Origin of the sequence: Mucilaginibacter pallidiroseus, assembly GCF_007846085.1 — a bacterium.
GTDB classification, from domain to species: Bacteria; Bacteroidota; Bacteroidia; order Sphingobacteriales; family Sphingobacteriaceae; genus Mucilaginibacter; species Mucilaginibacter pallidiroseus.
Genome location: NZ_VOEJ01000005.1, coordinates 344,325 through 369,560, shown reverse-complemented (window position 1 = coordinate 369,560; position 25,236 = coordinate 344,325). Strand labels below are relative to the sequence as shown.

The 25,236-nt window shown below is 42.8% G+C and carries 22 protein-coding genes; 5 read left to right on the top strand and 17 right to left on the bottom strand.

Annotated features, from left to right (window positions below; genetic code table 11):
- Nucleotides 1-217 precede the first annotated feature (217 nt).
- The 6 genes from FPZ43_RS12695 to FPZ43_RS12670 all read right to left on the bottom strand — a co-directional run bounded on the left by FPZ43_RS12695 (nucleotide 218) and on the right by FPZ43_RS12670 (nucleotide 7,537).
- On the bottom strand, nucleotides 218-1,078 hold the full coding sequence (locus FPZ43_RS12695) for a hydroxymethylglutaryl-CoA lyase (protein WP_146382292.1): 861 nt from the start codon (nucleotides 1,076-1,078) through the stop codon (nucleotides 218-220).
- Between the two features lie 12 nt (nucleotides 1,079-1,090).
- Nucleotides 1,091-2,404 (bottom strand): NAD(P)/FAD-dependent oxidoreductase, encoded by a 1,314-nt coding sequence (locus tag FPZ43_RS12690; protein ID WP_146382291.1) that lies wholly within the window; start codon nucleotides 2,402-2,404, stop codon nucleotides 1,091-1,093.
- Between the two features lie 174 nt (nucleotides 2,405-2,578).
- Entirely contained in the window at nucleotides 2,579-5,560 is a 2,982-nt protein-coding gene (gene secDF, locus FPZ43_RS12685) for a protein translocase subunit SecDF (protein WP_146382290.1), read from the bottom strand.
- A gap of 115 nt (nucleotides 5,561-5,675) precedes the next feature.
- Nucleotides 5,676-6,158 (bottom strand): dihydrofolate reductase, encoded by a 483-nt coding sequence (locus tag FPZ43_RS12680; RefSeq protein ID WP_146382289.1) that lies wholly within the window; start codon nucleotides 6,156-6,158, stop codon nucleotides 5,676-5,678.
- Between the two features lie 42 nt (nucleotides 6,159-6,200).
- Entirely contained in the window at nucleotides 6,201-6,557 is a 357-nt protein-coding gene (locus tag FPZ43_RS12675; RefSeq protein ID WP_146382288.1) for a four helix bundle protein, read from the bottom strand.
- Nucleotides 6,558-6,715: 158 nt separating this feature from the next.
- Nucleotides 6,716-7,537: a thymidylate synthase gene (locus tag FPZ43_RS12670; RefSeq protein ID WP_146382287.1), complete on the bottom strand. Its 822-nt coding sequence runs from the start codon at nucleotides 7,535-7,537 to the stop codon at nucleotides 6,716-6,718.
- 176 nt (nucleotides 7,538-7,713) lie between these two features.
- Here FPZ43_RS12670 and ispE point away from each other — a divergent pair, with 176 nt between their 5' ends.
- Nucleotides 7,714-8,520 (top strand): 4-(cytidine 5'-diphospho)-2-C-methyl-D-erythritol kinase, encoded by an 807-nt coding sequence (gene ispE / locus FPZ43_RS12665; protein ID WP_146382308.1) that lies wholly within the window; start codon nucleotides 7,714-7,716, stop codon nucleotides 8,518-8,520.
- A 194-nt stretch (nucleotides 8,521-8,714) separates the two neighbouring features.
- On the opposite strand, the gene FPZ43_RS12660 is transcribed toward ispE, so the two are convergent.
- The 4 genes from FPZ43_RS12660 to tgt form a co-directional block, all read right to left on the bottom strand.
- Nucleotides 8,715-8,993 carry a hypothetical protein gene (locus tag FPZ43_RS12660; protein WP_146382286.1) on the bottom strand — a complete coding sequence of 93 codons (279 nt, stop codon included), beginning with the start codon at nucleotides 8,991-8,993 and terminating at the stop codon, nucleotides 8,715-8,717.
- A gap of 867 nt (nucleotides 8,994-9,860) precedes the next feature.
- The gene (locus FPZ43_RS12655) at nucleotides 9,861-10,766 is read right to left on the bottom strand and encodes a DMT family transporter (RefSeq protein ID WP_146382285.1); all 906 of its coding nucleotides are present in this window, start codon (nucleotides 10,764-10,766) and stop codon (nucleotides 9,861-9,863) included.
- Nucleotides 10,766-11,881: an LptF/LptG family permease gene (locus FPZ43_RS12650; protein WP_146382284.1), complete on the bottom strand. Its 1,116-nt coding sequence runs from the start codon at nucleotides 11,879-11,881 to the stop codon at nucleotides 10,766-10,768. The genes FPZ43_RS12655 and FPZ43_RS12650 overlap by 1 nt, the downstream gene beginning before the upstream one ends.
- Nucleotides 11,881-13,011, bottom strand: a complete 1,131-nt coding sequence (tgt, locus tag FPZ43_RS12645; RefSeq protein WP_146382283.1) for a tRNA guanosine(34) transglycosylase Tgt — start codon at nucleotides 13,009-13,011, stop codon at nucleotides 11,881-11,883. The genes FPZ43_RS12650 and tgt overlap by 1 nt, the downstream gene beginning before the upstream one ends.
- A gap of 228 nt (nucleotides 13,012-13,239) precedes the next feature.
- Here tgt and FPZ43_RS12640 point away from each other — a divergent pair, with 228 nt between their 5' ends.
- The 3 genes from FPZ43_RS12640 to rsmG are packed head-to-tail and all read left to right on the top strand — an operon-like array spanning nucleotide 13,240 to nucleotide 15,579.
- On the top strand, nucleotides 13,240-14,358 hold the full coding sequence (locus tag FPZ43_RS12640; RefSeq protein ID WP_146382282.1) for a glycosyltransferase: 1,119 nt from the start codon (nucleotides 13,240-13,242) through the stop codon (nucleotides 14,356-14,358).
- On the top strand, nucleotides 14,349-14,954 hold the full coding sequence (locus FPZ43_RS12635) for an RNA polymerase sigma factor (RefSeq protein WP_146382281.1): 606 nt from the start codon (nucleotides 14,349-14,351) through the stop codon (nucleotides 14,952-14,954). Before FPZ43_RS12640 ends, FPZ43_RS12635 begins: the two co-directional genes overlap by 10 nt.
- Nucleotides 14,944-15,579 (top strand): 16S rRNA (guanine(527)-N(7))-methyltransferase RsmG, encoded by a 636-nt coding sequence (gene rsmG / locus FPZ43_RS12630; RefSeq protein WP_146382280.1) that lies wholly within the window; start codon nucleotides 14,944-14,946, stop codon nucleotides 15,577-15,579. The genes FPZ43_RS12635 and rsmG overlap by 11 nt, the downstream gene beginning before the upstream one ends.
- On the opposite strand, the gene FPZ43_RS12625 is transcribed toward rsmG, so the two are convergent.
- Both FPZ43_RS12625 and FPZ43_RS12620 read right to left on the bottom strand, forming a co-directional pair.
- The gene (locus tag FPZ43_RS12625) at nucleotides 15,572-17,905 is read right to left on the bottom strand and encodes a M56 family metallopeptidase (protein ID WP_146382279.1); all 2,334 of its coding nucleotides are present in this window, start codon (nucleotides 17,903-17,905) and stop codon (nucleotides 15,572-15,574) included. The two genes, rsmG and FPZ43_RS12625, sit on opposite strands and share 8 nt — an antisense overlap.
- Nucleotides 17,902-18,279, bottom strand: coding sequence for a BlaI/MecI/CopY family transcriptional regulator (locus tag FPZ43_RS12620; RefSeq protein ID WP_146382278.1), 378 nt, complete (start codon nucleotides 18,277-18,279; stop codon nucleotides 17,902-17,904). The genes FPZ43_RS12625 and FPZ43_RS12620 overlap by 4 nt, the downstream gene beginning before the upstream one ends.
- 129 nt (nucleotides 18,280-18,408) lie before the next feature.
- Here FPZ43_RS12620 and dprA point away from each other — a divergent pair, with 129 nt between their 5' ends.
- Entirely contained in the window at nucleotides 18,409-19,512 is a 1,104-nt protein-coding gene (gene dprA / locus FPZ43_RS12615) for a DNA-processing protein DprA (protein ID WP_146382277.1), read from the top strand.
- Here dprA and FPZ43_RS12610 read toward each other — a convergent pair.
- From FPZ43_RS12610 to sppA, 5 genes are all read right to left on the bottom strand, one after another.
- Nucleotides 19,509-19,982, bottom strand: a complete 474-nt coding sequence (locus tag FPZ43_RS12610; protein ID WP_146382276.1) for a SixA phosphatase family protein — start codon at nucleotides 19,980-19,982, stop codon at nucleotides 19,509-19,511. The two genes, dprA and FPZ43_RS12610, sit on opposite strands and share 4 nt — an antisense overlap.
- A 98-nt stretch (nucleotides 19,983-20,080) precedes the next feature.
- Entirely contained in the window at nucleotides 20,081-21,049 is a 969-nt protein-coding gene (locus FPZ43_RS12605) for a glycosyltransferase family 9 protein (RefSeq protein WP_146382275.1), read from the bottom strand.
- A 4-nt stretch (nucleotides 21,050-21,053) separates the two neighbouring features.
- Nucleotides 21,054-21,557 carry a D-glycero-beta-D-manno-heptose 1-phosphate adenylyltransferase gene (gene rfaE2, locus FPZ43_RS12600; protein ID WP_146382274.1) on the bottom strand — a complete coding sequence of 168 codons (504 nt, stop codon included), beginning with the start codon at nucleotides 21,555-21,557 and terminating at the stop codon, nucleotides 21,054-21,056.
- A 26-nt stretch (nucleotides 21,558-21,583) separates the two neighbouring features.
- Nucleotides 21,584-23,263 (bottom strand): DNA polymerase/3'-5' exonuclease PolX, encoded by a 1,680-nt coding sequence (locus tag FPZ43_RS12595; RefSeq protein WP_146382273.1) that lies wholly within the window; start codon nucleotides 23,261-23,263, stop codon nucleotides 21,584-21,586.
- Nucleotides 23,264-23,423: 160 nt separating this feature from the next.
- Nucleotides 23,424-25,217 carry a signal peptide peptidase SppA gene (gene sppA / locus FPZ43_RS12590; RefSeq protein ID WP_146382272.1) on the bottom strand — a complete coding sequence of 598 codons (1,794 nt, stop codon included), beginning with the start codon at nucleotides 25,215-25,217 and terminating at the stop codon, nucleotides 23,424-23,426.
- Between the last annotated feature and the right edge of the window lie 19 nt (nucleotides 25,218-25,236).

The window sequence follows — 25,236 nt, the reverse complement described above, 5'->3', positions numbered from 1 at the left end:
AGTACTTTTGCCCATGTTGAATATTTAAGTGTGGTAACTCAAATATCAACAACAAAGGGGTAGCTATAAACTACCCCTTAACTTTTCCAAAAATATTTTACCGGACAACAGTGAACTTGTTTCAGCATCCCACAAGCTTAGGAGCCATACACTCGGGATGCCGACATGCATCGGCATGACCCAGGTAGTCATTGCCGTCGGCTTCAGCCGACGGATGCTAAGCAAGTATGCCATTCGCATATTCCATCGCCTCGCCCAATTTATCAAGGTCGAGATCAAGCTGGATATTGTTGTGCAACAGGTAGGCAACTACATTTTCGGTAGCTATATTGCCGGTTAGGTCATCTTTGGCCATTGGGCAGCCGCCATAGCCTTTTAAAGAGGTATCAAACTTGCGGCATCCTGCATCGTATGCAGCAGCGATTTTTTCCTGCCATGTTTCTGTTGTCGAGTGCAAGTGTAAGCCAAGTTCAATTTGCGGAAACGCATTTTGAAGGGCGGGGTAAAGAATGCTTATCTGTTCGGGTGTTGCAATGCCAATGGTATCTGAAAGGGCAATTTGCGTTATTCCTTCCTGCACAAGCTTGCCTGTCCAGTTTAAAACAGCTTCTGTACTCCAATCGTCGCTGTAGGGGTTGCCAAATCCCATGGATAAGTAAACCAATGGCGTTTTATTTTTAAGGGCACACAACCCTGCTATTTGCTTAACAGTGTCGAGCGCTTCAGTTATAGACGCATTTGTATTACGCAGCTGGAAGGTTTCTGAAATGGAGAATGGAAACCCAAGGTAGCTTATTTCATCAAATTGTGCGGCTTGCTCCGCTCCGCGATAATTGGCAACAATGGCCAGCAGCTTAGTGCGGTTGCCGGGTGTAATATCAAGTTGTGCCAATACCTCGGCCGTATCCCTCATTTGCGGAATAGCCTTGGGCGATACAAAGCTGCCAAAGTCAATGGTATCAAAACCAACCTGCAAAAGCAGGTTAATGTAATGCGCTTTAACTTCGGCGGGTATATAGTTGTGCAGCCCCTGCATGGCATCGCGGGGGCACTCAGTTAATTTTACGGCATTGCTCATTGATTGCGAAAATTAATCCACTTGAGAAACCTGCATATCCTTTTGATGCAGTTCTTCACGGGCAAATTTACGGATGATGATGCGGTTTCCGCCATTATAGGTAACGTAGCTTGCAATCCAGTTAATGAAAACCACAACGCGATTACGGCCACCCATCAGCGATATTAAGTGTACAAACATCCATATTAACCAGGCAAAAAAGCCCTGAAACTTGATCTTCCCTAAATCTGCAATAGCTTTATTACGACCTATTGTTGCTAACGATCCCTTGTCGTTGTATTTAAACGGAACGGTTTGCTCACCTCGTAACAGCTTAAGGATGTTTTTACCTGTAGCCTCGCCCATTTGTATTGCCACTTGAGCAACACCAGGGTGGCCCTTAGGTGTGTCTTTGGTAATCATGGCAGCAACATCACCAATGGCAAATATATTGCTGGTGCCAACTACGCGGCAAATCTCATCGGTACGTATGCGGTTGCCTTTTTCAATGGCATCTTTTGAAACGCCCTCGGGCACAACACCCATAACACCGGCACTCCAAATCACATTTTTGGTTTTGATGCTTGTACCATCACCAAAGGTTATTTCCTCGCCATTGTAGTTTTCTACTTTAGCCCCAAGCATCAGTTCTACACCCATTTTCTTGAGATAACCTTCAGCAGCTTTTGACCCTTCTTCCGAAAAAGGCCCTAAAACTTTCGGCAAAAAGTCTACGAGGTAAACTTTCATTTCATCCTTTACCAGTTCCGGATAATCTTTGTTCAAAACGTGATTACGCAATTCGGCCAAGGCGCCTGCAAGCTCTACACCGGTAGGGCCGGCGCCAACCAATACAAATGACAGGTATGGCGCTCTTTCTTCTTTAGAAGCCTTTAAATTGGCCTCCTCAAGGTTTTGCAGCACCAGATAGCGCAGGTTTAATGCTTCAGGTATAGATTTCATTGGCATTGCATAATGCTCAATGTCTTTGTTGCCAAAAAAGTTGGTAGTTGAGCCTGTAGCAATTACCAGGTAGTCGTACTGCATATCGCCAATGCTTGTATGCACTGTGTTGGTTGCCTGGTTAATCCCGGTAACCTCGGCATTGCGAAAACGCAGGTTTTTTTGCCCTTCAAAGTTTTTGCGCAGCGAAAACGCAATCGACTCGCACTCCAAACTTCCGGTTGCCACCTGGTATAACAGCGGCTGAAAAGTATGATAGTTATGCTTATCAATTAATATGATCTCAACCGGCTTATCTGCAAGCTGCTTGGCCACTTCTATGCCGCCAAAACCGCCGCCTATTATAATTACCGTCGGAAACTTCGATTGATCGTTGCCATTCATGGTGTTGTATGTGTAGTGTTTGTAATAATTAATTTGATTTACCGCCAAGCATACGGCCAATGTATTTATAGTTTGCGCCCGGATGTGAGATTAGGGGGCCGGACGTTAACCTAATAGTATAACAAAAAAGGCCCCAAATGTTCTTTGGGGCCTTTTAAATAAAAGTGTTATTTATTATTTAAGGTCTTTTTTCCCAAAGTCGACGATTACCGGCGAAGCTACACAGATTGATGAATAAGTACCGAAAAGTACACCCACTAATAGTGCGAATGAGAAACCGCGAATAACGTCACCACCGAAGATGAACAATACAACCAATATCAATACCACGGTTAAAGCGGTGATAATGGTACGGCTTAATGTACTGTTGATAGCCTCGTTGATAACCACAGCAGGGTCATCAGTTTTGGCATGGCGATGGTCAAGGAACTCGCGAATACGGTCAAACACTACCACGGTATCATTAATTGAGTAACCAATAACCGTAAGCAATGCTGCGATAAACGCCTGGTCGATATCTAAAGAGAATGGCAATAAACCTTTAAATAACGAGAAGAACGATAATACCAGCAATGAATCGTGCGCGGTAGCAACCATCGCACCAAGGCTAAACTGCCATTTGCGGAAACGGATAAGGATATAAGCCGAGATAACCACGATAGCAAGGATGATAGTCCACTTTGCAGAAGCCTTAACCTCGTTTGCAATAGTAGCCTCAACCTTTTGATGGCTCAAGATCTGGTTAGCAGTAATTTTGGTAGCAGGTGTGCTGTTAAGCGCCTTGATAAGCTCGGCCTGTACTTTATCATCTGCGTTTGCCGCATTGTCGTTAATCATGTAGTTGGTAGTGATGCTGATCTTGTCAGAACCGTAGGTTTTAACCTCGGTACCGCGGCCAAGGGTTGCATCAACTGCATCGTGTACCTGCTCGGTAGTAACACCGTTGGTAAACTTAACTACATAAGTACGGCCACCGCCAAAATCTACACCGTAGTTAAAGCCACGGGTAAACATAGACACTAAACCTGCTGCGATGAAAATACCAGAGAAGGCATAGAATTTAAAGCGGTTTTTAACGAAGCCGTAGTTAGCGTTTTTAAATGTATGAGAGCTCCAAGGGCGTGAGAATTTAATATCCCAGCCTTTTTCAAGCATGTATTCAAAAATTAAACGGGCAATCAGCAATGAGCAGAACAAGGTAGTTACGATACCGATCATCAATGTGGTGGCGAAACCCTGGATAGGGCCCGAACCGAAGATAAACAAGATAACACCTGTTAAGAAAGTACTGATGTTAGCATCAAGGATTGAAGGTAAAGCATGTTTAAAACCATCAGACACGGCAACACGGATTGTTTTGCCCAAGCCAAGCTCCTCACGAACACGCTCGTAAACCAATACGTTAGCATCTACCGCAACACCTAATATCAAAATAATACCGGCAATACCAGGTAGTGTTAACACCGCACGGATACTTACCAATACACCCATCAGGAAAAATACGTTGATCAATACAGCTACTACAGCAACTGTACCTGCACGGTTGTAGTAAGCGATCATGAAAATCAGGATAACAACTAAACCAAGCACGCACGATAATAGACCTGCGCTGATAGCTTCCTGGCCTAATGACGGGCCTACAACTTCTTCGCCGATGATACGGGCTGGTGCCGGCAGGCGACCTGCTTTTAACACGTTGGCTAAATCTTTTGTATCTTCCTGTGTAAAGTTACCGCCAGAGATTGATGACACACCACCGGCAATTTCGTTTTGCACGGTAGGGGCCGAGTAAACGTTATCGTCCAACACAATGGCGATAGCTTTTTTATTGGCACCGTTTGAAGCTTCGGCAGTAATGGTTTTCCATTTTTGGGCACCTTGCGAGTTCATATACATGGTAACTTCGTAGCCGCCTTTCATCTGGTCAACGTCGTTACGTGCATCATTGATCACATCGCCAGTTAATACCGGGCCGTTTTCAGCGCCTGATAATTTGATAGCGAACAACTCAAATACCTTAGTATCCTTAACAGGCTTTACGCTCCAAAGGAATTTAAGGCTCTGCGGAATTACCGATTTTACTTCGGCACTACGCAGGTAAGCGTTAACCTTTGCAGTATCCTTAACAGCAGAACGGCCTACAATAGGGCCTGGCGCTAATTGTGGCTGGCCGCCTTCGCCCTGGTAAACCATTGGTGCCATAACAGCAAATAACGGGTTTTGAGCAGCTAACTTGGCTTGGTTGCCTGCTAATGATGTATCTGAAGCAGTGTTGTTTTTTAATTTGCTGATAAGCGACTTTGCAGAATCGGCATTGATGCCTTTTTTAGCAGCAGTATCAACAGAAGCGGTTTTAGCAACAGTATCTTTTGCCGGAGTTGCAGTTTTTGCTTTGGCAGCAAGGATACCGTTGATGTTGTTTAGCAACGAGTAAATTTCGGTATTATCATAAGTTTGATAAAACTCCAATTTTGCTGTACCTGATAATAGCTTACGCACACGCTCAGGCTCTTTAACACCCGGCAACTCGATCAGGATACGGTTGGTGCTTTTTTGCAACTGTATGTTTGGCTGGGTTACACCAAACTGGTCTATACGGGTATGTAATACGGTGTATGATTGTTGTACAGCAACTGATGCTTGGTCTTTAAGATAGCTCTCAACCTGGCTGTTTGTAGCATTGTACTTTAGCTTGTCCTGGTTGTTGTTGTTTGCAAATATAGCTGCAAGCTTACCGTTAGGTGCAAGTTTCTCATACTCGTTTACAAACAGGGTTATGTAATCTGTTTGGCTGGTTACCAACTGTGCCTGCGCATTTGTAAGCGCCTGTTGAAAAACAGGATCGGTATTGTTGTTTGATAATGACTGTACCAATTCGCGCAAAGAAATTTGCATAGTAACGTTCATACCGCCTTTAAGGTCCAAACCAAGAGCAAGCTCCCTGTCTACACAATATTGGTAGGTATGGCCCAATACCGGATACACCGGTTGGGTAGATATCGAATCGAGATAAGCCCTTTCTTTCTCGGCATTACCCTTAGCATAGTCTTTTGCATCATTTTCAACTTTGTGGGCCACCCAGGTAAATGATAGCTGGTAAAGGCACACAATAGCCAGTATGATGGCAAAAAATTTAATAACCCCTTTTCCTTGCATTGCGAATTAAAATATGTAATGAATTAGTTTATAAGCGTTTTTAATAAGACGGCAAATCTAATAAAATTTCACAAGCATGAAATTTTTAATTGAAACAAAATAATCGGCTTTTTTGTTACCTGCGCTTTAGCGTGATGAACGAGTAAGGTAGCGGATTTTTTTCGTCCGGCTCGTTGTATTCCCGGCTCAATTCGTCCCATTGCTGGTAATCTATTTCAGGGAAAAAAGTGTCGGCTTCAAACTCTTTATGGACAATGGTAAGGTAGATGATATCGGTTTTGTCCATTGCCTGCCGGTAGATCTCGGCACCGCCGCCAATAAACACTTCATCGTCCTGCGCGCAGAGTGCCAGGCCTTCGTCAATTGATTTTACAACTTCGCATCCGGGTATTTGCATGTCCTGCCGGGTGACAACAATATTGCGGCGCCTTGGCAGCGGCTTACCTACCGACTCATATGTTTTGCGCCCCATGATAATGGTACGCCCGGATGTGATCTCCTTAAAATGTTTAAGATCATTCGGCATGTGCCAAAGTAACTGGTTGTTTTTGCCAATAGCGTTGTTTTGGGCTATGGCTACTATGATGGAAATGGTCATTGGGTCATTGGGTCATTGGTCATTTAGTTATTGTTCAATTATTTACTTGCCAATGTATTTAATGTAGCTATTCAGTTTGTGATGAATCGTTTCTAAATCAGAAATAAGTGTAACATGATCTTCATCCGTGATCAGCCCTCTCATTTTACCTTTATTTAGCCAGCTCTTCGTCTCAATGATTGAGCCACGGCTAAAATAGCAAAAGTTCTTGTTCTCTTTATAATGAAACCGGCCGAAGCCTTCAGCAATATTTGCGCTTATCGAATCAGCCGACCTTACCAATTGTTTGCCAATAGTGTCTTTAGCGAAATAATCCCAGGAAATAACTATTGACCAGATTTTATTAGATAAGGCATCCGACAGATTATAAATTTCGAGGTCTTCGATTTTATTGCTCATTCAAGTTTAGGTTTAAAGCATAAAAATAACAAACAAACCATCCCGCCAAAATCAAACTTTCCCTTAATGACCCAATGACCCAATGACCCAATGACCCAATGACCCAATGACCCAATGACCCAATGACCCAATGACCCAATGACCCAATGACCCAATACCTAAACCGCAACCACTCCCTTAATGTGCGGATGCGGGTCGTAATTTTCTAAAGTGAAATCTTCGAACTTGAAACTGAAGATGTCTTTTACATCCTGGTTGATCTTCATGGTGGGCAACGGTCGCGGGTCGCGGCTCAGTTGCAGCTGCGCCTGTTCCAGGTGATTATTGTAAATGTGAGCATCGCCAAAGGTGTGTATGAAGTCGCCATAGTCCAAGTCGCATACCTGGGCCATCATCATGGTTAGCAAAGCGTATGAAGCAATATTGAAAGGCACCCCTAAAAAAATATCGGCACTACGCTGGTATAACTGGCATGACAACTTACCCCTAGTTTCGCCTTTTGATGCGTTGGCGGGCTCCACATAAAATTGAAACAAACTGTGGCAGGGTGGAAGCGCCATCTGGTTAACGTCGGCAACGTTCCAGGCCGATACCATGATGCGTCGCGAATCGGGATTTGTCTTTAGCGTGTTCACCACTTGGGTTATCTGGTCGATGTGGCCGCCATCCGGTTTTGGCCATGATCGCCATTGGTAACCGTACACCGGGCCAAGGTTGCCATCGGCGTCGGCCCACTCGTCCCAAATGCGCACGCCGTTATCTTTTAAATATTTGATATTGGTGTCGCCACTCAAAAACCAAATCAACTCATGGATGATAGATTTTAAGTGGAGCTTTTTTGTGGTAACCATTGGGAAACCATCCTGCAAATTAAAACGCATTTGGTAGCCAAAAACACTGAGGGTGCCGGTGCCTGTACGATCATGCTTTTGCGCGCCGTTCTCCATCACGTGTCTCATCAGGTCGAGGTATTGTTTCATTGTTTATTTTAGTGAGTGGTGGATGGTTGATTAAGTGAGTGGTTTTTAAAAAGAGATATAATTATGCTCTACTTAAATTTTCACTAAATCACCCTGAATTAAAACACAAAGAAAATTAATCTAATTTTGGTATCCTACCGATGTTTAAAAATACACCGGTGTTAATCAATTTCAGGATGATCGTATTTCCAAACGCAAAGATAAATATTGGCCTTAACATTATTGCCCGCCGGCCCGACGGCTACCACAACCTCGAGACAGTTTTTTACCCCATAAAAATTAACGACGTGCTGGAAGTGATCGAGGCCGATGAGTTGATTTTTGAATCGTCGGGAATTTCGATACCTGGGGATGTTAATGATAACCTTTGCATCAAAGGATACTACCTGCTAAAAAAAGATTTTCCAAAATTGCCTCCTGTGAAAATTCATCTTCACAAAAATATCCCGATAGGCGCGGGGCTGGGTGGAGGTTCGAGCAATGCTGCTTTTTTCATCAAACTGATGAATGAAAAATTCGAGCTCGGATTGGACGCAGATAGGATGGAAGACTATGCCCGGATACTTGGTGCCGACTGTGCTTTTTTTATTAACAACAAACCTGTCTTTGCTTTTGAAAAGGGCGACGAGTTTGAGCCGGTAAAAATCGACCTGTCCGCCTACAAAATAGTTTTGGTAATGCCAGATGCTCATGTATCAACCGCAGAGGCTTACAGAGGCGTAAAACCGGCGCCTGTCAAAGAAACATTATACGACTTGGTGCAAATGCCCCTGGCTGACTGGAAAAGGCACATTCGTAACGATTTTGAGGGTCATATCTTCAATGCACATCCCGTTATACGTGGCGTAAAAGCAAGCTTGTATGAGAGTGGTGCATTATACGCCAGTATGAGCGGCTCTGGCGCATCGGTTTTTGGGATATTTAAAGACACTCCCGATCTTTCTCATCTCGAAGAAAGTTGCCAGGTTTTCTACGACGTCTAAAATTTTCTTAGCGACTAAAACTTGAGCCGGCTGACCGATACTAAATATTCGTCAGTCGGCTTTTTTATGGACAGAGATTTTATGCAGTCAGCCTCGAATATGGTTGTCGACAAGTAGGGAGGGATGCACTAACATGAACCAATTTGAATAGCTTATCACAGCTTTCATTTTTGCTAACAACGGCGCAGCTTTAATTAGCTTATATAATCACGGTCCTCATTGCTTAGTGTTTTGGGATCATCTTTAGCGTGCACCTCGTCGTGATAGCTTTCGATATCATACTTCTTGTTTTTTGGCCTGCCTACAAGCACTCCAATTATAAATGCTACTAATGCTACACAAGCCATTACTGTAAGCTTGGAAATAAACATGTCGCTAAACAAAATTGTGAATTTTGCTTCGTCGGTGTTTTGCATTAGTACGATGGTAAGCAGCACTGTCACCACTAGTACAAAAATATTTTTTACGCTCATTATGTATAATGCTTTAATGTATTACAAGATGCAGCTTTTAAATGTTTTTTAAAATCCATAAAGCGTCTGTCTCTGTCTTTCGTCTTCTCGAAAAATATCATGATGCTTTTGCAACAAACTTTTCTTAATGGATCTTGGAAAGGTCGTCAAAGGGGCCCGGCAATCACGACTAATTGACCTCTGGGCTTCCGAGAGATTTATAGGGACGATTGAATTTCTTCTCATCTATTTTCAAAAACCGACGATTGCCACAACGCTGCTATTTTCCATTTTTCCCACCGGTTTTTCTCGCATCAAAAAGCTCGTATAAATCTATGCCCGTATACACAGTTGGTAATAGCGCGAATTTTTAAAGATTCTTAAATTTTACTTCAATACACTAAGTTTTGTTCGAGTGGTTTTTAGCTATATTCATATTTTAAGCTTAAATAAATCGTTGAAATACTCTGATTATTAAACAATTATAAATTATATAAATGGTTATAAATACAAATGCTAATATTATTAGTAATTTGATACTAGTTTTAAAGACATTTGATAAACTATCACTTTTTATATATTACATAAAATATTGATTAATTGATATTTATTTACTTTATAATTATTTAGAATCAACAATTTATTTTCAAAGAAGAGAATAATTATCATCCTAAAATCACTGCAGACATGATTTCATTATTTAACACTAAGTGTTTTTTGTATTTTGCCCCTGATGAATTTGAATCGCGGTAGCAGAGGTAATCTGTGTCAAAAAATTAAAATGGCTTAGATGGGCTAAAAATGCCTAATTAAAGAATATGAAACTTCACCCCTACTCGAGGCATTTGGAGCTTGAATTTTGCCGATGATAAGAAAAAAGCACTACTATTAAACCCGTGCTTTGCGACGGGCCACCTGTGTTTGAGCAACAGGAAAAAGTAAGATGGTAGACAAAATAATAAAGGCGCCAGCCCAAAATCCGGCCGTCATTTTATTCATATCGCCAAAGAAAACAAATGCCATGACGATGCCGTATACCGGCTCCAGATTGGTTATCAACGCCACGCGAAAGGCAGAAAGTTCACGCATCACAGATACGCCCGCGACATACGCGACTGAGGTACAAACCGTGCCAAGGATAACCAGGTAGCCTATATCTGCAGGTTTTAAAAGCATGCTTTTGTTGAATCCCTGGGTGGCCAGTAGGTATAAACTTATCCAGACTACTGCGCCCGAGAGCTCATAAAATGATATTATAGGAGCATCAATTTGCTTTACAAAACGCCCATTGATAATGGAAAAAAGACTGGCCAAAACAGCGCTTAGCAGCCCTGCGGTTATGCCCTTAGTGTATTTAGTTTCAAATTTAAATATCAGAATTATGCCGATGATGATGAAGACGCCGGCAACTATCTCCATTTTCGAGATGCGTTTTTTGTTGATTATCGGCTCCAATATTGCTGTAAAAAGGGTGATGGATGACAGGCAAACCAGGGTTACCGGCACATTTGAAAGCTTGATAGAAGCAAAGAAAAGTATCCAATGACCACCCACTAACGCCCCTGCAAGCATCAATTTAGCCGCTGTTTTTGACCCGATTTTAATGGTTGTTTTGCTGAAATTGAAATATAGGAACAATGAAATGACAGCAATTACCACCCTGTACCATACCAAATGTACGGCCGAAATGGTGATTAATTGACCTAAAATTCCGGTAAATCCCCATACAAAAACCGTCAAATGAAGCAGTAAAAGGTTGGTATTTACGCCTGTTTGGGTAACTTTTTTGAGCATTATTTCGGCGCTTTTTTGATAAGATAATAGCCCAAAATACCGAAAATGGTGTTTGGGATAAACACGGCGATCATTGGGGAGAAGCCTCCTTTTACCGCAAAAACGAAGGCAAACCGGTTAACCACGATAAAGGTAAAGCATATAAAAATGCCTATCCCAAGTGGTAAACCAACCCCTCCGCGCACCTTTCTTGACGATATTGCGACCCCTATAAATGCCAACACATATGAGGATAATGGCTCAACAAAACGCCTGTATTTTTCGAAAACCATGTCTGTTAAGGCACCGGTACCGCGGGTTTGTTCGCGCTTTATACCGGCGTTTAAAGCCGATAAAGAATAGGCTCCGTAGATGTTATTTGTGACGTTATCATGCACCTCAAAATCTACCGGGCGCATGTCCAAAACGGTATCAATCGCAGGCCCATTGTAGGTTATTGACTCTTTTAACCCATCAACTTTGCGTATGGTTGGGCTGTTAATTTTCCATTTTGTTTTCACCGAATCGAACGAAATTGTGGGTGAAGTGAGCTTCATTTTAAGCTCGTCACCATCAAATTTTTCGAGCTGAAAAGAGTATCCAACCTTCAGTTGCGGGTCGTAAGAGTCGAGATAAACAAAGGTGTTTTTATCCAATTGAATGTGAACTTCCTTCTTTGCCGGGTCGTCATTTGCAAAAAAATTGGCGTTTTCAAACTCAATTTTAAGCCTGTTTGTAAAGGGAATCAAGTACACATTGGCAAAAAAAGACACCAAAAAAATGAGCGTTGAGGCAATAAAATACGGCCTTAAAAAGCGGTTAAAACTGGCACGACTTGTCAGTATCGGGACTATCTCCGTTTGGTTTGCCATCTTTGCCGTAAAGAAAATTACGGCCAAAAAGTTGATAAGCGGCGATAGCAAATTGAGGTAAAAAGGAATGAAACCGGCGTAGTATTTAAACACAATTTCATTGAGCGATGCATTCTTTCCAAGGAAATTATCAAGGTGTTCGGAGATGTCAAATATCACCGATATCACCAGGAAAATCATTAGTGTAAACACAAACGTGCCCAGGTATTTTTTGATGATAAAACGGTCAATAACCGTTAAATATTTATGCAAAAAAGTCCTCATTATAACCGTTGCCCAAGGCGGTTTACCATCACTTTTTTCCACTCATAAAACTCGCCTGCTATAATTTTTTGCCTTGCTTCTTTAACAAGCCACAGGTAAAAATGCAGGTTGTGCAGGGTGGCAATTTGTGCACCAAGCATCTCTCCGCTATGTATCAAATGCCTTAAATAGGCCTTGGTATAAACGGTGTCGGCAAACAAATCGCTGTCAGCTTCAATAGCCGAAAAGTCGTTTTTCCACTTCTCATTCTTGATGTTGATGATGCCGTTTTTGGTAAATAACATACCGTTACGGGCATTGCGCGTTGGCATAACGCAATCAAACATATCAATACCTAAAGCAATGTTTTCCAAAATGTTAACGGGTGTGCCTACACCCATCAGGTAACGCGGCTTTTGTTGCGGTAGTATATTGCAAACAATTTCTGTCATGGCGTACATTTCCTCTGCAGGTTCGCCCACAGAAAGGCCGCCAATCGCATTACCCTCGCGCTCGAATGATGCAATTACCTCTGCCGAGCGTACCCTAAGATCTTTATAAACAGACCCTTGTACTATAGGAAAAAGAGTTTGGCTGTAGCCGTACTTAGGCTCGGTAATATCAAAGCGGTCGCAGCAGCGTTTAAGCCAGCGATGCGTCATTTCTATTGAGCGTTTAGCGTAGTTATAATCGCATGGGTAGGGGGTGCATTCGTCAAATGCCATGATAATATCGGCACCAATAATGCGCTGAATATCCATTACATTCTCCGGCGTAAACAGGTGTTTAGATCCGTCTACATGCGAGCGAAAAGTTACTCCTTCCTCCTTAATTTTCCGAACTTCCGTTAGGGAATACACCTGGTAACCACCGCTATCGGTTAAAATAGGGCCATCCCAGCCGTTAAATTTATGCAATCCGCCGGCCTGCTCAAGGGTATTTAGCCCCGGTCGCAAGTATAAATGGTAGGTATTGCCCAATATAATTTGTGCTTCTATATCGTTTTTAAGCTCGCGCTGGTGCACTGCTTTTACGGTACCGGCGGTACCAACAGGCATAAAAATGGGCGTCTGTATAGTGCCGTGGTCGGTTTCAATCTCGCCCGCGCGGGCTCTTGAAAGTGGGTCTTGTGCTGTTAAATTAAATTTCATTAATGCCGCAAAATTAACGATTTAGGTTGGTATTAAGGGGTGCTGTTTACATGGGTGGCAATTAGCAAACGAGTACAAAAACTCATGGTTATGGGGTACAAACTATACCTTAATATATATGTTGCAATTACAAGCAACGTAAAATGCGGCCAAACCTTATAAGTTTAACTTCAAATTACACACATTCTCGGCTATTTTTAACAAATTTGCACCTCAATTTAAAGGGATTTGGAAGGTTATATTTACGAGGCATTATTTATTTTACTCCAGGTATGTTTTATAGTGCAGCTGTATTACCTTATCAGCAACCATAGCAAGTTAAATAGCTATAAAGTTGCCGATGCCCTTCCTGTCATAAATATCCCTGTTTCTGTTGTTATCAGCGCCCGCAACGAGGCCCGTAATCTCATCGAAAATTTGCCATATATACTGCAGCAAAACTATCCTGATTTTGAGGTTGTAGTAATTAACGATTGCTCTACCGATAATTCTGATGAGGTTTTACTGGACATAAAAAGTGAGTTTCCGCATCTTAAAATAGTTACCATTACCGAACATGCGCGCTATAAAACAGGTAAAAAATTTGCATTAACGCTGGGCATTAAGGCCGCTAAAAACGAGCATTTGCTATTCACCGATGCCGATTGCAAGCCAGCCACGCTTAATTGGATAACGCGCATGGCCGCCAATTTTAATGGCTCAACACAAATTGTATTAGGCTATTCGCCATATATACGCACCAATAACTTCCTGAATCCGATAATTCGTTTCGAGACTATCAAAACGGCTATTAATTATCTTTCAACCGCGTTAACCGGTAACCCTTACATGGGTATAGGCCGCAACTTGGCCTATACCAAATCACTCTTTTTTGGGGCGAAGGGCTTTGCTGCACACATGCATGTTATGTCTGGAGATGATGATTTGTTTGTAAATCAAAACGCAACATCAACCAATACGGCCATTGAAGTACATCCCGACACCTTTACTTTTACCGATGCTAAAACAACAATTGGCAGTTGGTACAGGCAAAAAAGGCGGCACATGGGGGTGGGTAAACTGTATAAAAACAAGCATAGGCGTATGCTTAGCTTCGACGCTTTGAGCGGGTCGTTATTTTATATACTGTTAATATTATGCCTTGCGTTCAACTTTGAGCCGCTTTGGGTGTTAGGTTTATATATCTTCAGGCTCATTCTACAATATATTATATATCGTAAAAGCTTTAAAATGCTCAACGGGGCCGATCTACTTTGGTCGCTTCCGTTTTTAGACATTTTTTATTATATATATTTAAATGTATTTGGGTTGATAGGTACATTTATAAAAACCAGCAGATGGAAGTAAATTCGCACTTTACGGAGAATGCCAGGAACGATTACCAGTTGGTGCTAAAGGCGCGCGAAGGCAACCAAAAGGCCTATGCCGACTTGATGCAGCGCTATAAAGATTCGATATATTTTATGGTGCTTAAGATGGTGAACAATAAGGAAGACGCAATGGACCTTACTGTTGAAACCTTTGCAAAAGCCTTCGAAAAACTTGATAAATACCAGCCCGAATTTGCATTTAGTACCTGGCTTTTTAGGGTGGCCACCAATAATTGTATCGATTTTATCCGCAAAAAGCGCCTCAATACACAATCGATACATGGTATGCTTGACGACGACGGTGACGAAATGCCATTGCAAATTAAGGCTGATACCCTTAACCCCGAGGAAACGTCGATAAAAAAACAGCAAACCACCGAATTAAAGCTATTAATTGAAAGTTTGCCCGTACGGTACCGTAATCTGATCACATTGCGTTACTTCGATGAGCTATCATACGAAGAAATTGCCCAGCAGTTGGACCTACCATTGGGTACCGTGAAAGCGCAATTGTTTAGGGGCAGATACTTATTAGGCAACATTATAAATCGATACAACAAGGATGACATCTGATATCCTGCTTAAATATTTCCCGGATATTACGCCGGAGCAGCAGTTACAATTTGGCCGTTTACAGGAGCTGTATACCTTATGGAATAACCAAATCAACGTGATATCACGTAAAGATATTGATTTGCTATACGAGCGCCATGTATTGCATTCGCTTGGCATAGCCAAAGTAATGCCTTTTTTACCCGGCGAAAGCGTGCTCGATGTAGGTACCGGTGGCGGTTTTCCGGGTGTTCCCCTAGCTATACTGTTTCCTGATACGCGGTTCCACCTGGTTGATTCTATTGGTAAAAAAATAAAGGTGGTTACAGAGGTGAGCACTGCTTTGGGGCTTAAAAACCTGAAAGCTACCCATGCACGTGCCGAAGAAATTAAGGACAAGTACGATTTTGTGGTATCGCGCGCGGTAACACAATTGAAAGATTTTTACCCCTGGGTGCGTGGTAAATTTAATAAGGAATCAAGGAATAAACTGGCTAACGGAATACTTTATTTAAAAGGTGGCGACCTTAAACAAGAAATTGCCGAGTCGGGTTTAGCCGTTCAGCAATTCTACCTCAAGGATTATTTTGAGGAGGAGTTTTTTGATACCAAGCAGGTTATCTATGTAAAGGGTAAGGTTATTTAACCAATTCCCGGTCCTTAACTACATAAGTAAATCTGCCGAAAAATTCATTAGTACCGTATTGTGCATCGGTGCCCCACCTTTGAAGCGCTATAGCATTGTTTGGTGGATAATATTTTAACGAATCTTCTGTAGTAATTTGATAGGTTTGACCATCTTTTATTGCAGGCGGTATAAACTTTTTGCCATTTACAATCATCAGTGGAATCCTTTCATTCTGTGCAGCTGATATTAAAGCCCTTGACTTATTTGAAATACCAGCCGGCTTTTCATCAATCCTACCATTAGTGGTTGGCTTAGTCGCAGACGTTTTAACCGAGCTTGTAATCAATGCCTGGCCAATAAAGTTCCGTTGATTTATAATTTTGCTGTCAATTGCTTTTGGGATGTACGATTTCGACAGTTCATCCTCACTTACCAGGGCAAAGGTCGTCATTAATTGATACGTGCCTGCTGGTTTATTTATGATACCCTCGTAGCTTTTCAGCGCTCTTGCAGCCTCTTCATCGCAGCCATAGCCAATTCCTTTAACAACTTTTACATCCGTAATCTTATGATTTCCGTCTAAACTAAGGCTCAGCAATACATCCCCGTTTACGTTATTATCCCGCGCAGCAGCCGGATATCGAACGTGTTTACCCATGTATTTTATCAGATTGATATAAATTGATTCGATAGGCGGCGGTGGCGGCGGGTAATTAGCTGCGGGTTTATTCACCCTTTCTACAGCTGGCGGTGGAGGTGGCGGAGGAAGCGCAGAACCTGTGCCGTAACCTGTGACAACTATCTCATTAAGGCCCATAACTGCCGACGTCGATCGTGTTGCCGGTACAGGTGGGGGTGGAGGCGGTAAGCGTTTAATGGTTTTAGCAGAAGGTGCCGACTGTATTACATTGCCTTTAGCATCAACTATAGCAAATAAAACTGGTATGGAATAAGAGCCGGATTTAAGTTTAATTGGGCCGCTGTAATTTTCCAGCGCGTTTTTTACTTCATTATCAGGGTCGCCGTTAATACCGCGTACAATACTTACACCTGAAATTTTGGCGTCCTTAACATCAAAGCGGGCAATTACTCGACCGGCAATATGGTTGTTTCGTGCCGCTTTCGAATAATTAATCTTTTTGCTGAGGGCCTTATTAAATTCAAGCATTGCCGCCCTGTTGGTAGTGTTTATTGCTGTATCCGGCATTTCTACCCGAGGAATCTGCAGCTTGGTTTTACTGTCCACCTCAATCACTTCAATCTTTAGGTTTTGTGTTTTTAGTAAGTTGGCGATGTCGGCATCAGTGATCGACTTAGCCAGGTACGTTCTTTTAACGCCATTTTCGGTAACGGTAACATTGTCGGAATAGGCAGTGATATCCTTGACTTCATCCCTTATTTTGAGATACTTGATGGTGTTTGGGCTGGTTTTCTCGGCAGTTTTTAGGCTAAGGTCAATCAGGCCGTAATCCTTACTAAACACGAGCGTTGATGTGCAGAGCATACCACCGCAAAGGGGCACCACTGCAAGGTATTTTAGCCTGGCTAATCTACCTGATCGTTTTTGGTTTAACATGATTATTCTCTTTTTTAAAAGGTTATAATTGAAGAAAGAGTGCGCAATTGATGACCCTTGCAGCCCATATGCGTTTTGAAGCAAAAAGGAAGAGTAGGTAAGTGCATCCTGCTCATGGGCGGCGGTTTGCTCGTCGGCTATGTATTCATGTATTGTTTTGAGGCTGCGTTCGGTTAAGTAAATGAATGGGTTGAACCAATTAACTACCTTAAGTAATTCTATGAAAATAATATCGGCCGAGTGGCGCTGCTTTATGTGCACCATTTCATGATTAAGTATTGTGGCCGATTGAGCTATATTTTTACTTAAAAACAGGTAATTAAAAAAGGAAAACGCCGAATTATCATGCTCAAGATAAATGATGCGGTACCTGCCGAGGCGTTCGCTGCTGCCCATTTGTGACAAGCGGAACAGTTTGTAAAGCCTGATGGCAAATATGAATAATGCAACAGTTACACCTGCTGCATATGCAAAAAGTAGAATATCTTGTGAGTTAAAAGAGATTTGACTTTGCTGTGCTTGTAAAGGTGCAAATTGTTGCACCGGCTGGGCTACCATTGTAACAACAGGCGCAAATGTAGGCTGGGGTTCCGCTGGTTTTAAAATGCTGAGTTGGGTAAAAGGCAGCACAAAAGCCAATATACAAGCTGCCAGCAGGTATATCCTGCTAAGATTATAATGCGTGTCGCGGTTAAGCAGCAGGCAATAGCACAAATAAAATACGCCCAGGTAAATATTTGCTTCGAGCAGGTAGGTTAGCCAGATCATTTCTTTTGCTTTTTAAGGTTGTTAATCAGTTCGGTTAGTTCATCAAGTTCCTTCAAACCTAACTTTTGCTCGTCTGCAATAAATGATACCAGGCTTTTGTAAGAGTTGTCGAAATAATTGGTCATCAGCTTATCAACCGTAAACTTTTTATAGGCATCCTCGCTAATAATGGGGAAGTACACATGCGAATTGCCATAGGCTTTATGATCAATAAATCCTTTTCCCTCAAGTACGCGTACTACCGTTGATACTGTATTATAAGCAGGCTTTGGCTCTGGTATTAGTTCCAGCATATCTTTAACAATGCCTTCCTTTAATTGCCACAGTATCTGCATTATTTGTTCTTCGGCCTTGGTTAGTTCCTTCATTTTCATAGCAAACTATTTTTATAGTTAGACCAAGGTATAAACTATTTATATAGTTTGCAAACTATTTTTGTAGTTTTTTATTAATGCTAAATATTTTAGGGTTATTTTATACTTTTATTGCCGCTAATCCTTAAAATGTCATTACAACACCATCTCGCTTTAACTTTTGTAAATAATATAGGCCCGGTACTCGGCCGCTCAATGATCGATTATTTTGGCGGGGCCGAGCAGGTATTCAAATTATCTAAAACTGCGTTGCAGCAGGCAAGGGGCATAGGTGTTAAAAGGTTAGAGCAGTCGGATTTTGATGAAGCCTTGCGCCGTGCTGAAAAAGAAATGGCATATGTTGAGGCAAATAATATTGACGTATTGTTTTATACAGATGCCCGCTACCCGAAGCGGCTGCGAAATTGTAATGATGCGCCGCTGTTGCTTTACGCCAAAAACAGCGCTAACTTGAATAACCAGCGCGTGATCAGCATGGTTGGCACTCGTAAAGCAACCGACTACGGGCGCAATATTTGCCGCCAGTTGATAGAAGAGTTACAGGAATATAACGTGCTTGTGGTAAGTGGCCTGGCTTTGGGGATAGACACGGCGGCCCATCGCGACAGCCTGAAATTCAACGTACCCACGGTGGGCGTATTGGGGCATGGATACGATAAGATGTATCCGGCTGCTAATCGTGAGCTGGCGCGGAAAATGCAGGAAAACGGTGGTGGTTTATTAACAGAGTATCCGTCGGGCACGCTGCCCGCACGTGAAAACTTCCCGGCACGTAATCGCATTGTGGCCGGTATGGCCGATGCTACTATAGTTGTTGAGGCCGGAATAAAGGGTGGAGCGTTGATAACTGCCGAGATTGCCAACTCTTACAACCGTGATGTATTTGCTTTTCCGGGCAGGTTGGGCGACGAATATTCTGAAGGATGTAACTTTTTGATTCGCAATAATAAGGCGCAGTTGCTTACCTGCGTGGCCGATTTAGCTTACAGTATGGGTTGGGAGAAACATGATACAGGTAAGTCGGCGACAGAACAATTGACCCTGGCCATTGATCTATCTGCAGATGAGCGATTGATTTATGATTTAATAAAGGCGCAAAGTGCGCCGATTGCGATTGATGATTTAACTATTAAAACCAATATGCCGGTAAGCCAATTGGCCATGACTTTGCTTGATATGGAACTGTCAGGCTATATCCGTTCTTTACCCGGCAAGGCCTATTGCATTAGTTAAGCAGGGGAGCCATACCATTTAATGGTACCTGTACCGCCGCTGATGAGCTGCCAATCGTCAAACTCAAAAGAGATTAGAACTACCGTCGCTGTAGGCACGTCTTTTAAATCGCCGGTAAGTAAATAGAGCAGGTTACTAATGTCGGGATTGTGGCCAACCAGGGCTATGCAATCTTTTTTAGCAGGTAACTCATTAATTATTTTAAGCAAGTCATTCTGATCCCCTGCGTAAATTACACCATTAGTTGTGGGGGCAGGCAGGCCAAGTCGTTCGGCGAATATTTGTGCGGTGCTTTCGGCCCGGGCTGCTTCGCTGGTAACTATGAGTTGCGGTTTAATACCCGCCTCTTTCACTCTGTCGGCCATTTCAATAGCCTCGTTGATACCTTTCGGACTTAACTGCCGCTCGAAATCACCTTTTACATATTGGTGAAGTGCATTGGCGTGGCGTATCAGCATTAGTTGTTTCATGATTTAGAGTTTTACGGTCGGTTTTGCAGGCCCGCCTGTTTATAAAATGCTCAAATACGGTTATTGTTTTTATATCAATACCGCCAACATCGGTGTCACTAATCCTGGTTAGCAAAGGAAGCAATAGGCTCAACAGGCATATCATTCATGCATTTAAAATGCCCAAGCGGACATTTTTCCAGGCCGAACTTCGAGCACGGTCTGCACTCCAAATCAACACCTGCAACCAACACTTCCTTTACCATATAAGGCTGTACGCCCAACAAATCGGGAACGGTGCCACCCCAAACAGAAGCTATCGGTACGTTAAAAGCTTCTGCAATGTGAGTTAGCCCTGTATCAAAACCTATCAATGCCCTGCACTTCGAAGCTATGTAAACCGACTCATCCAATGTCGTTTTGCCGCAGGCGTTATAAACATTGCCGCCAATTGTAGCCGCTATTTCACTGCCATTTGCCTGTACATCCTGCCCGCCCAATAGCACAACAGGTTGTTTTAACTGCCTGCAAAGTTCAATTATTTTATAATTGGGCATGCGTTTGGTAAAATGTGTAGCGCCAATAACAAAAGCTACATAGCCGTTAACGTGGCTTGGTGGCAATAGATCAGATAATTGATATTGCTGTTTTATATAATAGTCAATCGACTGGCCATCATTAGTAACACCTAAAAATTTTACTGTTTTAAGGTACCTGTCTACCAAATGCACCGGTGGTACAAGCTTCAGCTTTAATTTAAGGCTAAGCCATTTGCGCACGGTTTGCTTATTATAGGTTGATGCCGGTATTCCTGTGCGAAACTTGATGATGGCCGTGCGCAGGTTGTTGTGCAAGTCTATAATGTGATCGTAATTCTCAGCCTTTATCTCGGCAATAGTATCGGCAAGGCGGGGTTTCAGTAGCAGCAGCCTATCTAAATATGGGTTGTTATCATAAATATATTTAAAGGCAGGCTTGGTAATAAAATGAATTTCGGCATCGGGTAATTGCTTTTTAAGGCAACGTACAACAGGGGTGGTGTAAATAATATCCCCCATAGAACTGAACCTAATTACCAGTATCTTCATTACGTCAGGCTGTTTGGCCTTTTATGCGGTTAATTATAGAGGTTGATGAGTAGCCCTCGACCAAGCTTATAGTCTTTACTTCTCCGCCATTTGCCAACACCTCTTTGGCGCCCGCTATGTTATCTACAGTATAGTCGGCTCCTTTTATAAGCACATCCGGTAATAACCTCGAGATCAATTGCTGCGGGGTATCATCGCCAAACAATACTACAGCATCAACAAAAAACAGCGCAGCAAGCAAAGCTGCACGGTTGCTTTGGTCATTTACCGGTCGGCTTTCACCTTTTAAACGCTTCACGGATGCATCGGTATTGAGGCCGATAATTAATTTATCACCCAACTCGGCAGCTTTGGATAGGTAGGTAATATGGCCCAGGTGCAGCAGATCGAACACACCGTTGGTAAAGACAACCTTTTTTCCCTCACCCCGCCATTGGGCCATTTTGGCAATCAGAGCAGGTTCGTCGGTAATTTTATCAAGCAGGGTTTGTTCAAGATTATTGCGCATGTTGCAAATGTATAAAACAGATGCTGTTATATCTTAGCTTTTTTAGCCTCAAAAACAGCACATATTTCATCAACCGACAACGTATTTAAGCAATTTTGTTTAGTAACACCGCCTTTACGGGCTGCGTTGATGCCAAAATGCATGTCATGGAAACCGCTGTTACGGTGCGCATCAGGGTTAATAGACAGCATTACTCCTTTTTGCATAGCATACTGGTGCCAGCTCCAATCAAGATCTAACCGTACCGGGTTTGAGTTGATTTCGATAATTACATTGTTAGCGGCGCAAGCATCTATTACTTTTTTATAATCAATTTCATAACCTTTTCTGCTCAATAGCAGGCGCCCGGTGGGGTGCCCCAAAATGGTAGTGTAAGGATTTTCTATGGCTTTTATTAAACGCGCAGTTGCTTTATTTTCGGGCATCTTAAGGTTGGAGTGGATAGAGGCCACTATGAAATCGAAGCGTTGCAGTATCTCATCAGGATAATCCAGAGAGCCGTCATTCAATATATCCGACTCGATACCCTTAAAAATGTGGAAGTTTTCAATCTTTTTATTAAGATAATCTATCTCTTCCATCTGCTGCAACACCCTTTCAATGCTCAAGCCCTTTGCGTAAAAGGCGCTTTTGCTGTGGTCGCTAATGCCTAAATATTGCAATTTAAGTTCGTCGCGGCAAAATAGGGCCATTTCTTCGAGCGTATTTACACCATCGCTCCACGTGCTATGGTTATGAAGTGTCCCTTTTAAATCGTGATAGTTAATGAGGGTAGGCAAATGCCCGGTATTAGCTTGCTGTATATATGCATCGCCCTCACGCAGCTCGGGTTGTACCCACTCAATATTTGCCTTTTGGTAAATCAGTTCCTCGCTCGAGGGTATTTCCAATTCAGTGGTTATGCGCTTCAATATTGCATCAACGTGCTCGTCGTTACCGGTGCTTATGAAAAGCTGCTTATAGTAATCGGCTTTTTGTACGCAAATGATGTCAACCAGCAAGCCATTATTCAATTCGCCGCTAATATGGTCTCCGTTTAAACTTACGTTTTTTAGCAGCTCCGAGCTAACCAACGCGTCATGAGCAATTTGCTGATTAACGCTGCCTACCACAATTACCAGCTCGCTGATTACCGGGCACAAGCGGCGAAACTCTCCTGCAAAGTGTTTAAGCGCATCCGGGAAAATTCCCTTTATCAGTTCCATTAACTCGTGAGCCTCTTTTTCTACCTGGGCATACAAAAACTTGCCGTTGCCCGCCATCCTGAACTCGATAAGCCAGCGTATTTCTTCCTGCGTTTTTAGTCCGAAACCTTTGGCCTCAACAAGGCGATTTTCATTGCAGGCATAGTACAATTCGCCAATGTTTTCGATGCCCATATCCTTCCAAATCACCGCAATCTTTTTCGGACCGATGCCTTTGATACCCATCATTTCCACGATGCCTTCAGGAGTTTGGGCAAGCAGATCCTGCAGATCGGTCATGGTACCGGTTTCAAGCAGTTCAGTTATTTTACCTGCCGTGCTTTTGCCTATGCCATCAACCTTTTCCAGCTCGGCAGTGTTTTTACCTGCAAGGGCAAATGGCAGTTTATCTACCTTAAAGGCCGCATTGGCAATTGATTTTATCTTAAAAGGATTTTCGTTGTGCAGTTCCATTAATTGCGACAACAAACGGAGGGAACGGGCAATAGGCTTATTTTCCATAATCGGTTAACCGGCGGTAAATGTACGAATTGGTTTTTCAGTTAAACTAAGCTGGAGGGCACAACTTATGTTTAAACAACTAAGTTGAGCAAAGAAGGTTTGATTAACACGAAAAAAGGCCACCCATTAGGCAGCCTTTCTACAAAATATTTATACTAAGTTACCTGATAACTACATCATAAGGCAAGCGCGCCTGCGGGGTGCGCATCATTTTGGTAAGGCCTTTAATTTGCTCGTACACGCGGTAGTTGTCGCCGAGTTCGGCTTTAACAAAACGGCTTTTTACTTCGGCGCTCAGGCCGCTGCCAAATTTATTAAATATGCTTTTCTGCTCGGGATAAGTAACCAACTTATAATCTTTCAGGTTAGCTTTTTTGGCAGCACTGGCAACAGCGTCATTGATGTTGCCAAGACGATCAACCAAACCTATTTTCAGCGCCTGGCTACCGGTCCAAACGCGACCCTGGCCAATGCTGTTTATATACGCCTGCGTTTTGCCTCGACCCTGTGCCACTGCCTTTGTAAAGTCATCATAACCACGGTTTACGCTGGTTTGTAAAATAAGCCTTTCTTCGGGCGTTAGCGGGCGGCTGATATCGCCCAGGTCGGCAAACTTCCCGGTTTTAACGCCATCAAACGTGACACCTAATTTATCATTAAACAGCTTTTGCATGTTTGGCAACACGGCAAAAATACCTATTGAACCTGTAATGGTATTGGGCTCGGCAAATATCGAGTCGGCTGCGCAGGAAATGTAATAACCACCAGACGCTGCCACATCGCCCATGGATACTATGATAGGTTTTACCTTTTTGGTGAGCATTACCTCGCGCCATATCACATCAGATGCCAGTGAGCTGCCACCCGGCGAGTTTACACGCAGCACTACGGCTTTGACCTTATCGTCCAACCTTACCTGGCGTATGGCTTTCGATATTTTTTCTGAGCCGATGCTGTTGTCATCACCTTCGCCGCCCGATATTTCGCCCGATGCATAAACAACGGCAATCCTATCGCCCGAGCTGGCCTTATCCAGATTGGTATCCTTGTCGTCTAAGTTTACTTTTACGTATTCGTCCAGGTCAACACTGTTCAGGTCTTTTTTTGCGGCTATGCCGGTGCGCTGTTTAAGGTCGAGCAGTATCTCGTCTTTGTACTTCAAACCATCAACCAGTTTATATTTTAGCGCATCTTCGGCCTCTTGTATGCGCCCACTGTTAGCAATATTAAAAAGCGTATCCTTGTTTACACCCCTGTTTTTGCTGATGCCGGTAAGGAAATGGTCATACAACGAGCCTAAATATGAGGTAACCTGCAAGCGGTTTGCATCACTCATTTTTGTTAAAAAGTACGGTTCAACAGCACTTTTATAAGTACCTACTTTTATGATCTGTGCTTCGATACCCAATTTGTCTAAAGCCCCTTTAAAAAAAGTGATCTCGGAGCTAAAGCCATTAAATTCGAATATACCTTTAGGGTTGATGTATATTTTATCGGCAACAGATGCCAGGTAATAAAAGCCTTGTGTGTAAACCTCAGAATATGCAACAATAAACTTGCCCGATTTTTTAAAGTCGATCAAAGCGTTACGAACCTCTTCGGTGGTTGCCTGGCCGCTCATCATGTAGCCTTCATCCAGGAATATACCCTTAATGTTTTTATCTGATTTTGCCTTCCTAATAGAGGCCAATATATCATTCAATCCAACAGATTTTTCACCCTCAAGGCCTAAAAAATTAAAGTTGGCTAATGGATTGTTTGGCGTACGCTCGTTTATCGGATAGTCGAACTTTACATGTAAAATGGAGTTTGCATCTACCGTAACTGCCTTATCGCCACCGGCTGCCGCAGCAATAACGCCGGCAATCATGGCAACAGTTATAGCGGCTATAACCACGGTGGCAAGTACAACGCCCACCATGCTGGCCAGCACAAATTTGAAGAATTGTTTCATTAAGTGTTATAAATCGTTT

Coding starts and splice junctions, on each gene's coding strand:
- FPZ43_RS12695 (WP_146382292.1), bottom strand. CDS start 1,078: ATGAGCAATGCCGTAAAATTAACTGAGTGCCCCCGCGATGCCATGCAG.
- FPZ43_RS12690 (WP_146382291.1), bottom strand. CDS start 2,404: ATGAATGGCAACGATCAATCGAAGTTTCCGACGGTAATTATAATAGGC.
- secDF (WP_146382290.1), bottom strand. CDS start 5,560: ATGCAAGGAAAAGGGGTTATTAAATTTTTTGCCATCATACTGGCTATT.
- FPZ43_RS12680 (WP_146382289.1), bottom strand. CDS start 6,158: ATGACCATTTCCATCATAGTAGCCATAGCCCAAAACAACGCTATTGGC.
- FPZ43_RS12675 (WP_146382288.1), bottom strand. CDS start 6,557: ATGAGCAATAAAATCGAAGACCTCGAAATTTATAATCTGTCGGATGCC.
- FPZ43_RS12670 (WP_146382287.1), bottom strand. CDS start 7,537: ATGAAACAATACCTCGACCTGATGAGACACGTGATGGAGAACGGCGCG.
- ispE (WP_146382308.1), top strand. CDS start 7,714: ATGATCGTATTTCCAAACGCAAAGATAAATATTGGCCTTAACATTATT.
- FPZ43_RS12660 (WP_146382286.1), bottom strand. CDS start 8,993: ATGAGCGTAAAAAATATTTTTGTACTAGTGGTGACAGTGCTGCTTACC.
- FPZ43_RS12655 (WP_146382285.1), bottom strand. CDS start 10,766: ATGCTCAAAAAAGTTACCCAAACAGGCGTAAATACCAACCTTTTACTG.
- FPZ43_RS12650 (WP_146382284.1), bottom strand. CDS start 11,881: ATGAGGACTTTTTTGCATAAATATTTAACGGTTATTGACCGTTTTATC.
- tgt (WP_146382283.1), bottom strand. CDS start 13,011: ATGAAATTTAATTTAACAGCACAAGACCCACTTTCAAGAGCCCGCGCG.
- FPZ43_RS12635 (WP_146382281.1), top strand. CDS start 14,349: ATGGAAGTAAATTCGCACTTTACGGAGAATGCCAGGAACGATTACCAG.
- rsmG (WP_146382280.1), top strand. CDS start 14,944: ATGACATCTGATATCCTGCTTAAATATTTCCCGGATATTACGCCGGAG.
- FPZ43_RS12625 (WP_146382279.1), bottom strand. CDS start 17,905: ATGATCTGGCTAACCTACCTGCTCGAAGCAAATATTTACCTGGGCGTA.
- FPZ43_RS12620 (WP_146382278.1), bottom strand. CDS start 18,279: ATGAAAATGAAGGAACTAACCAAGGCCGAAGAACAAATAATGCAGATA.
- dprA (WP_146382277.1), top strand. CDS start 18,409: ATGTCATTACAACACCATCTCGCTTTAACTTTTGTAAATAATATAGGC.
- FPZ43_RS12610 (WP_146382276.1), bottom strand. CDS start 19,982: ATGAAACAACTAATGCTGATACGCCACGCCAATGCACTTCACCAATAT.
- FPZ43_RS12605 (WP_146382275.1), bottom strand. CDS start 21,049: ATGAAGATACTGGTAATTAGGTTCAGTTCTATGGGGGATATTATTTAC.
- rfaE2 (WP_146382274.1), bottom strand. CDS start 21,557: ATGCGCAATAATCTTGAACAAACCCTGCTTGATAAAATTACCGACGAA.
- FPZ43_RS12595 (WP_146382273.1), bottom strand. CDS start 23,263: ATGGAAAATAAGCCTATTGCCCGTTCCCTCCGTTTGTTGTCGCAATTA.
- sppA (WP_146382272.1), bottom strand. CDS start 25,217: ATGAAACAATTCTTCAAATTTGTGCTGGCCAGCATGGTGGGCGTTGTA.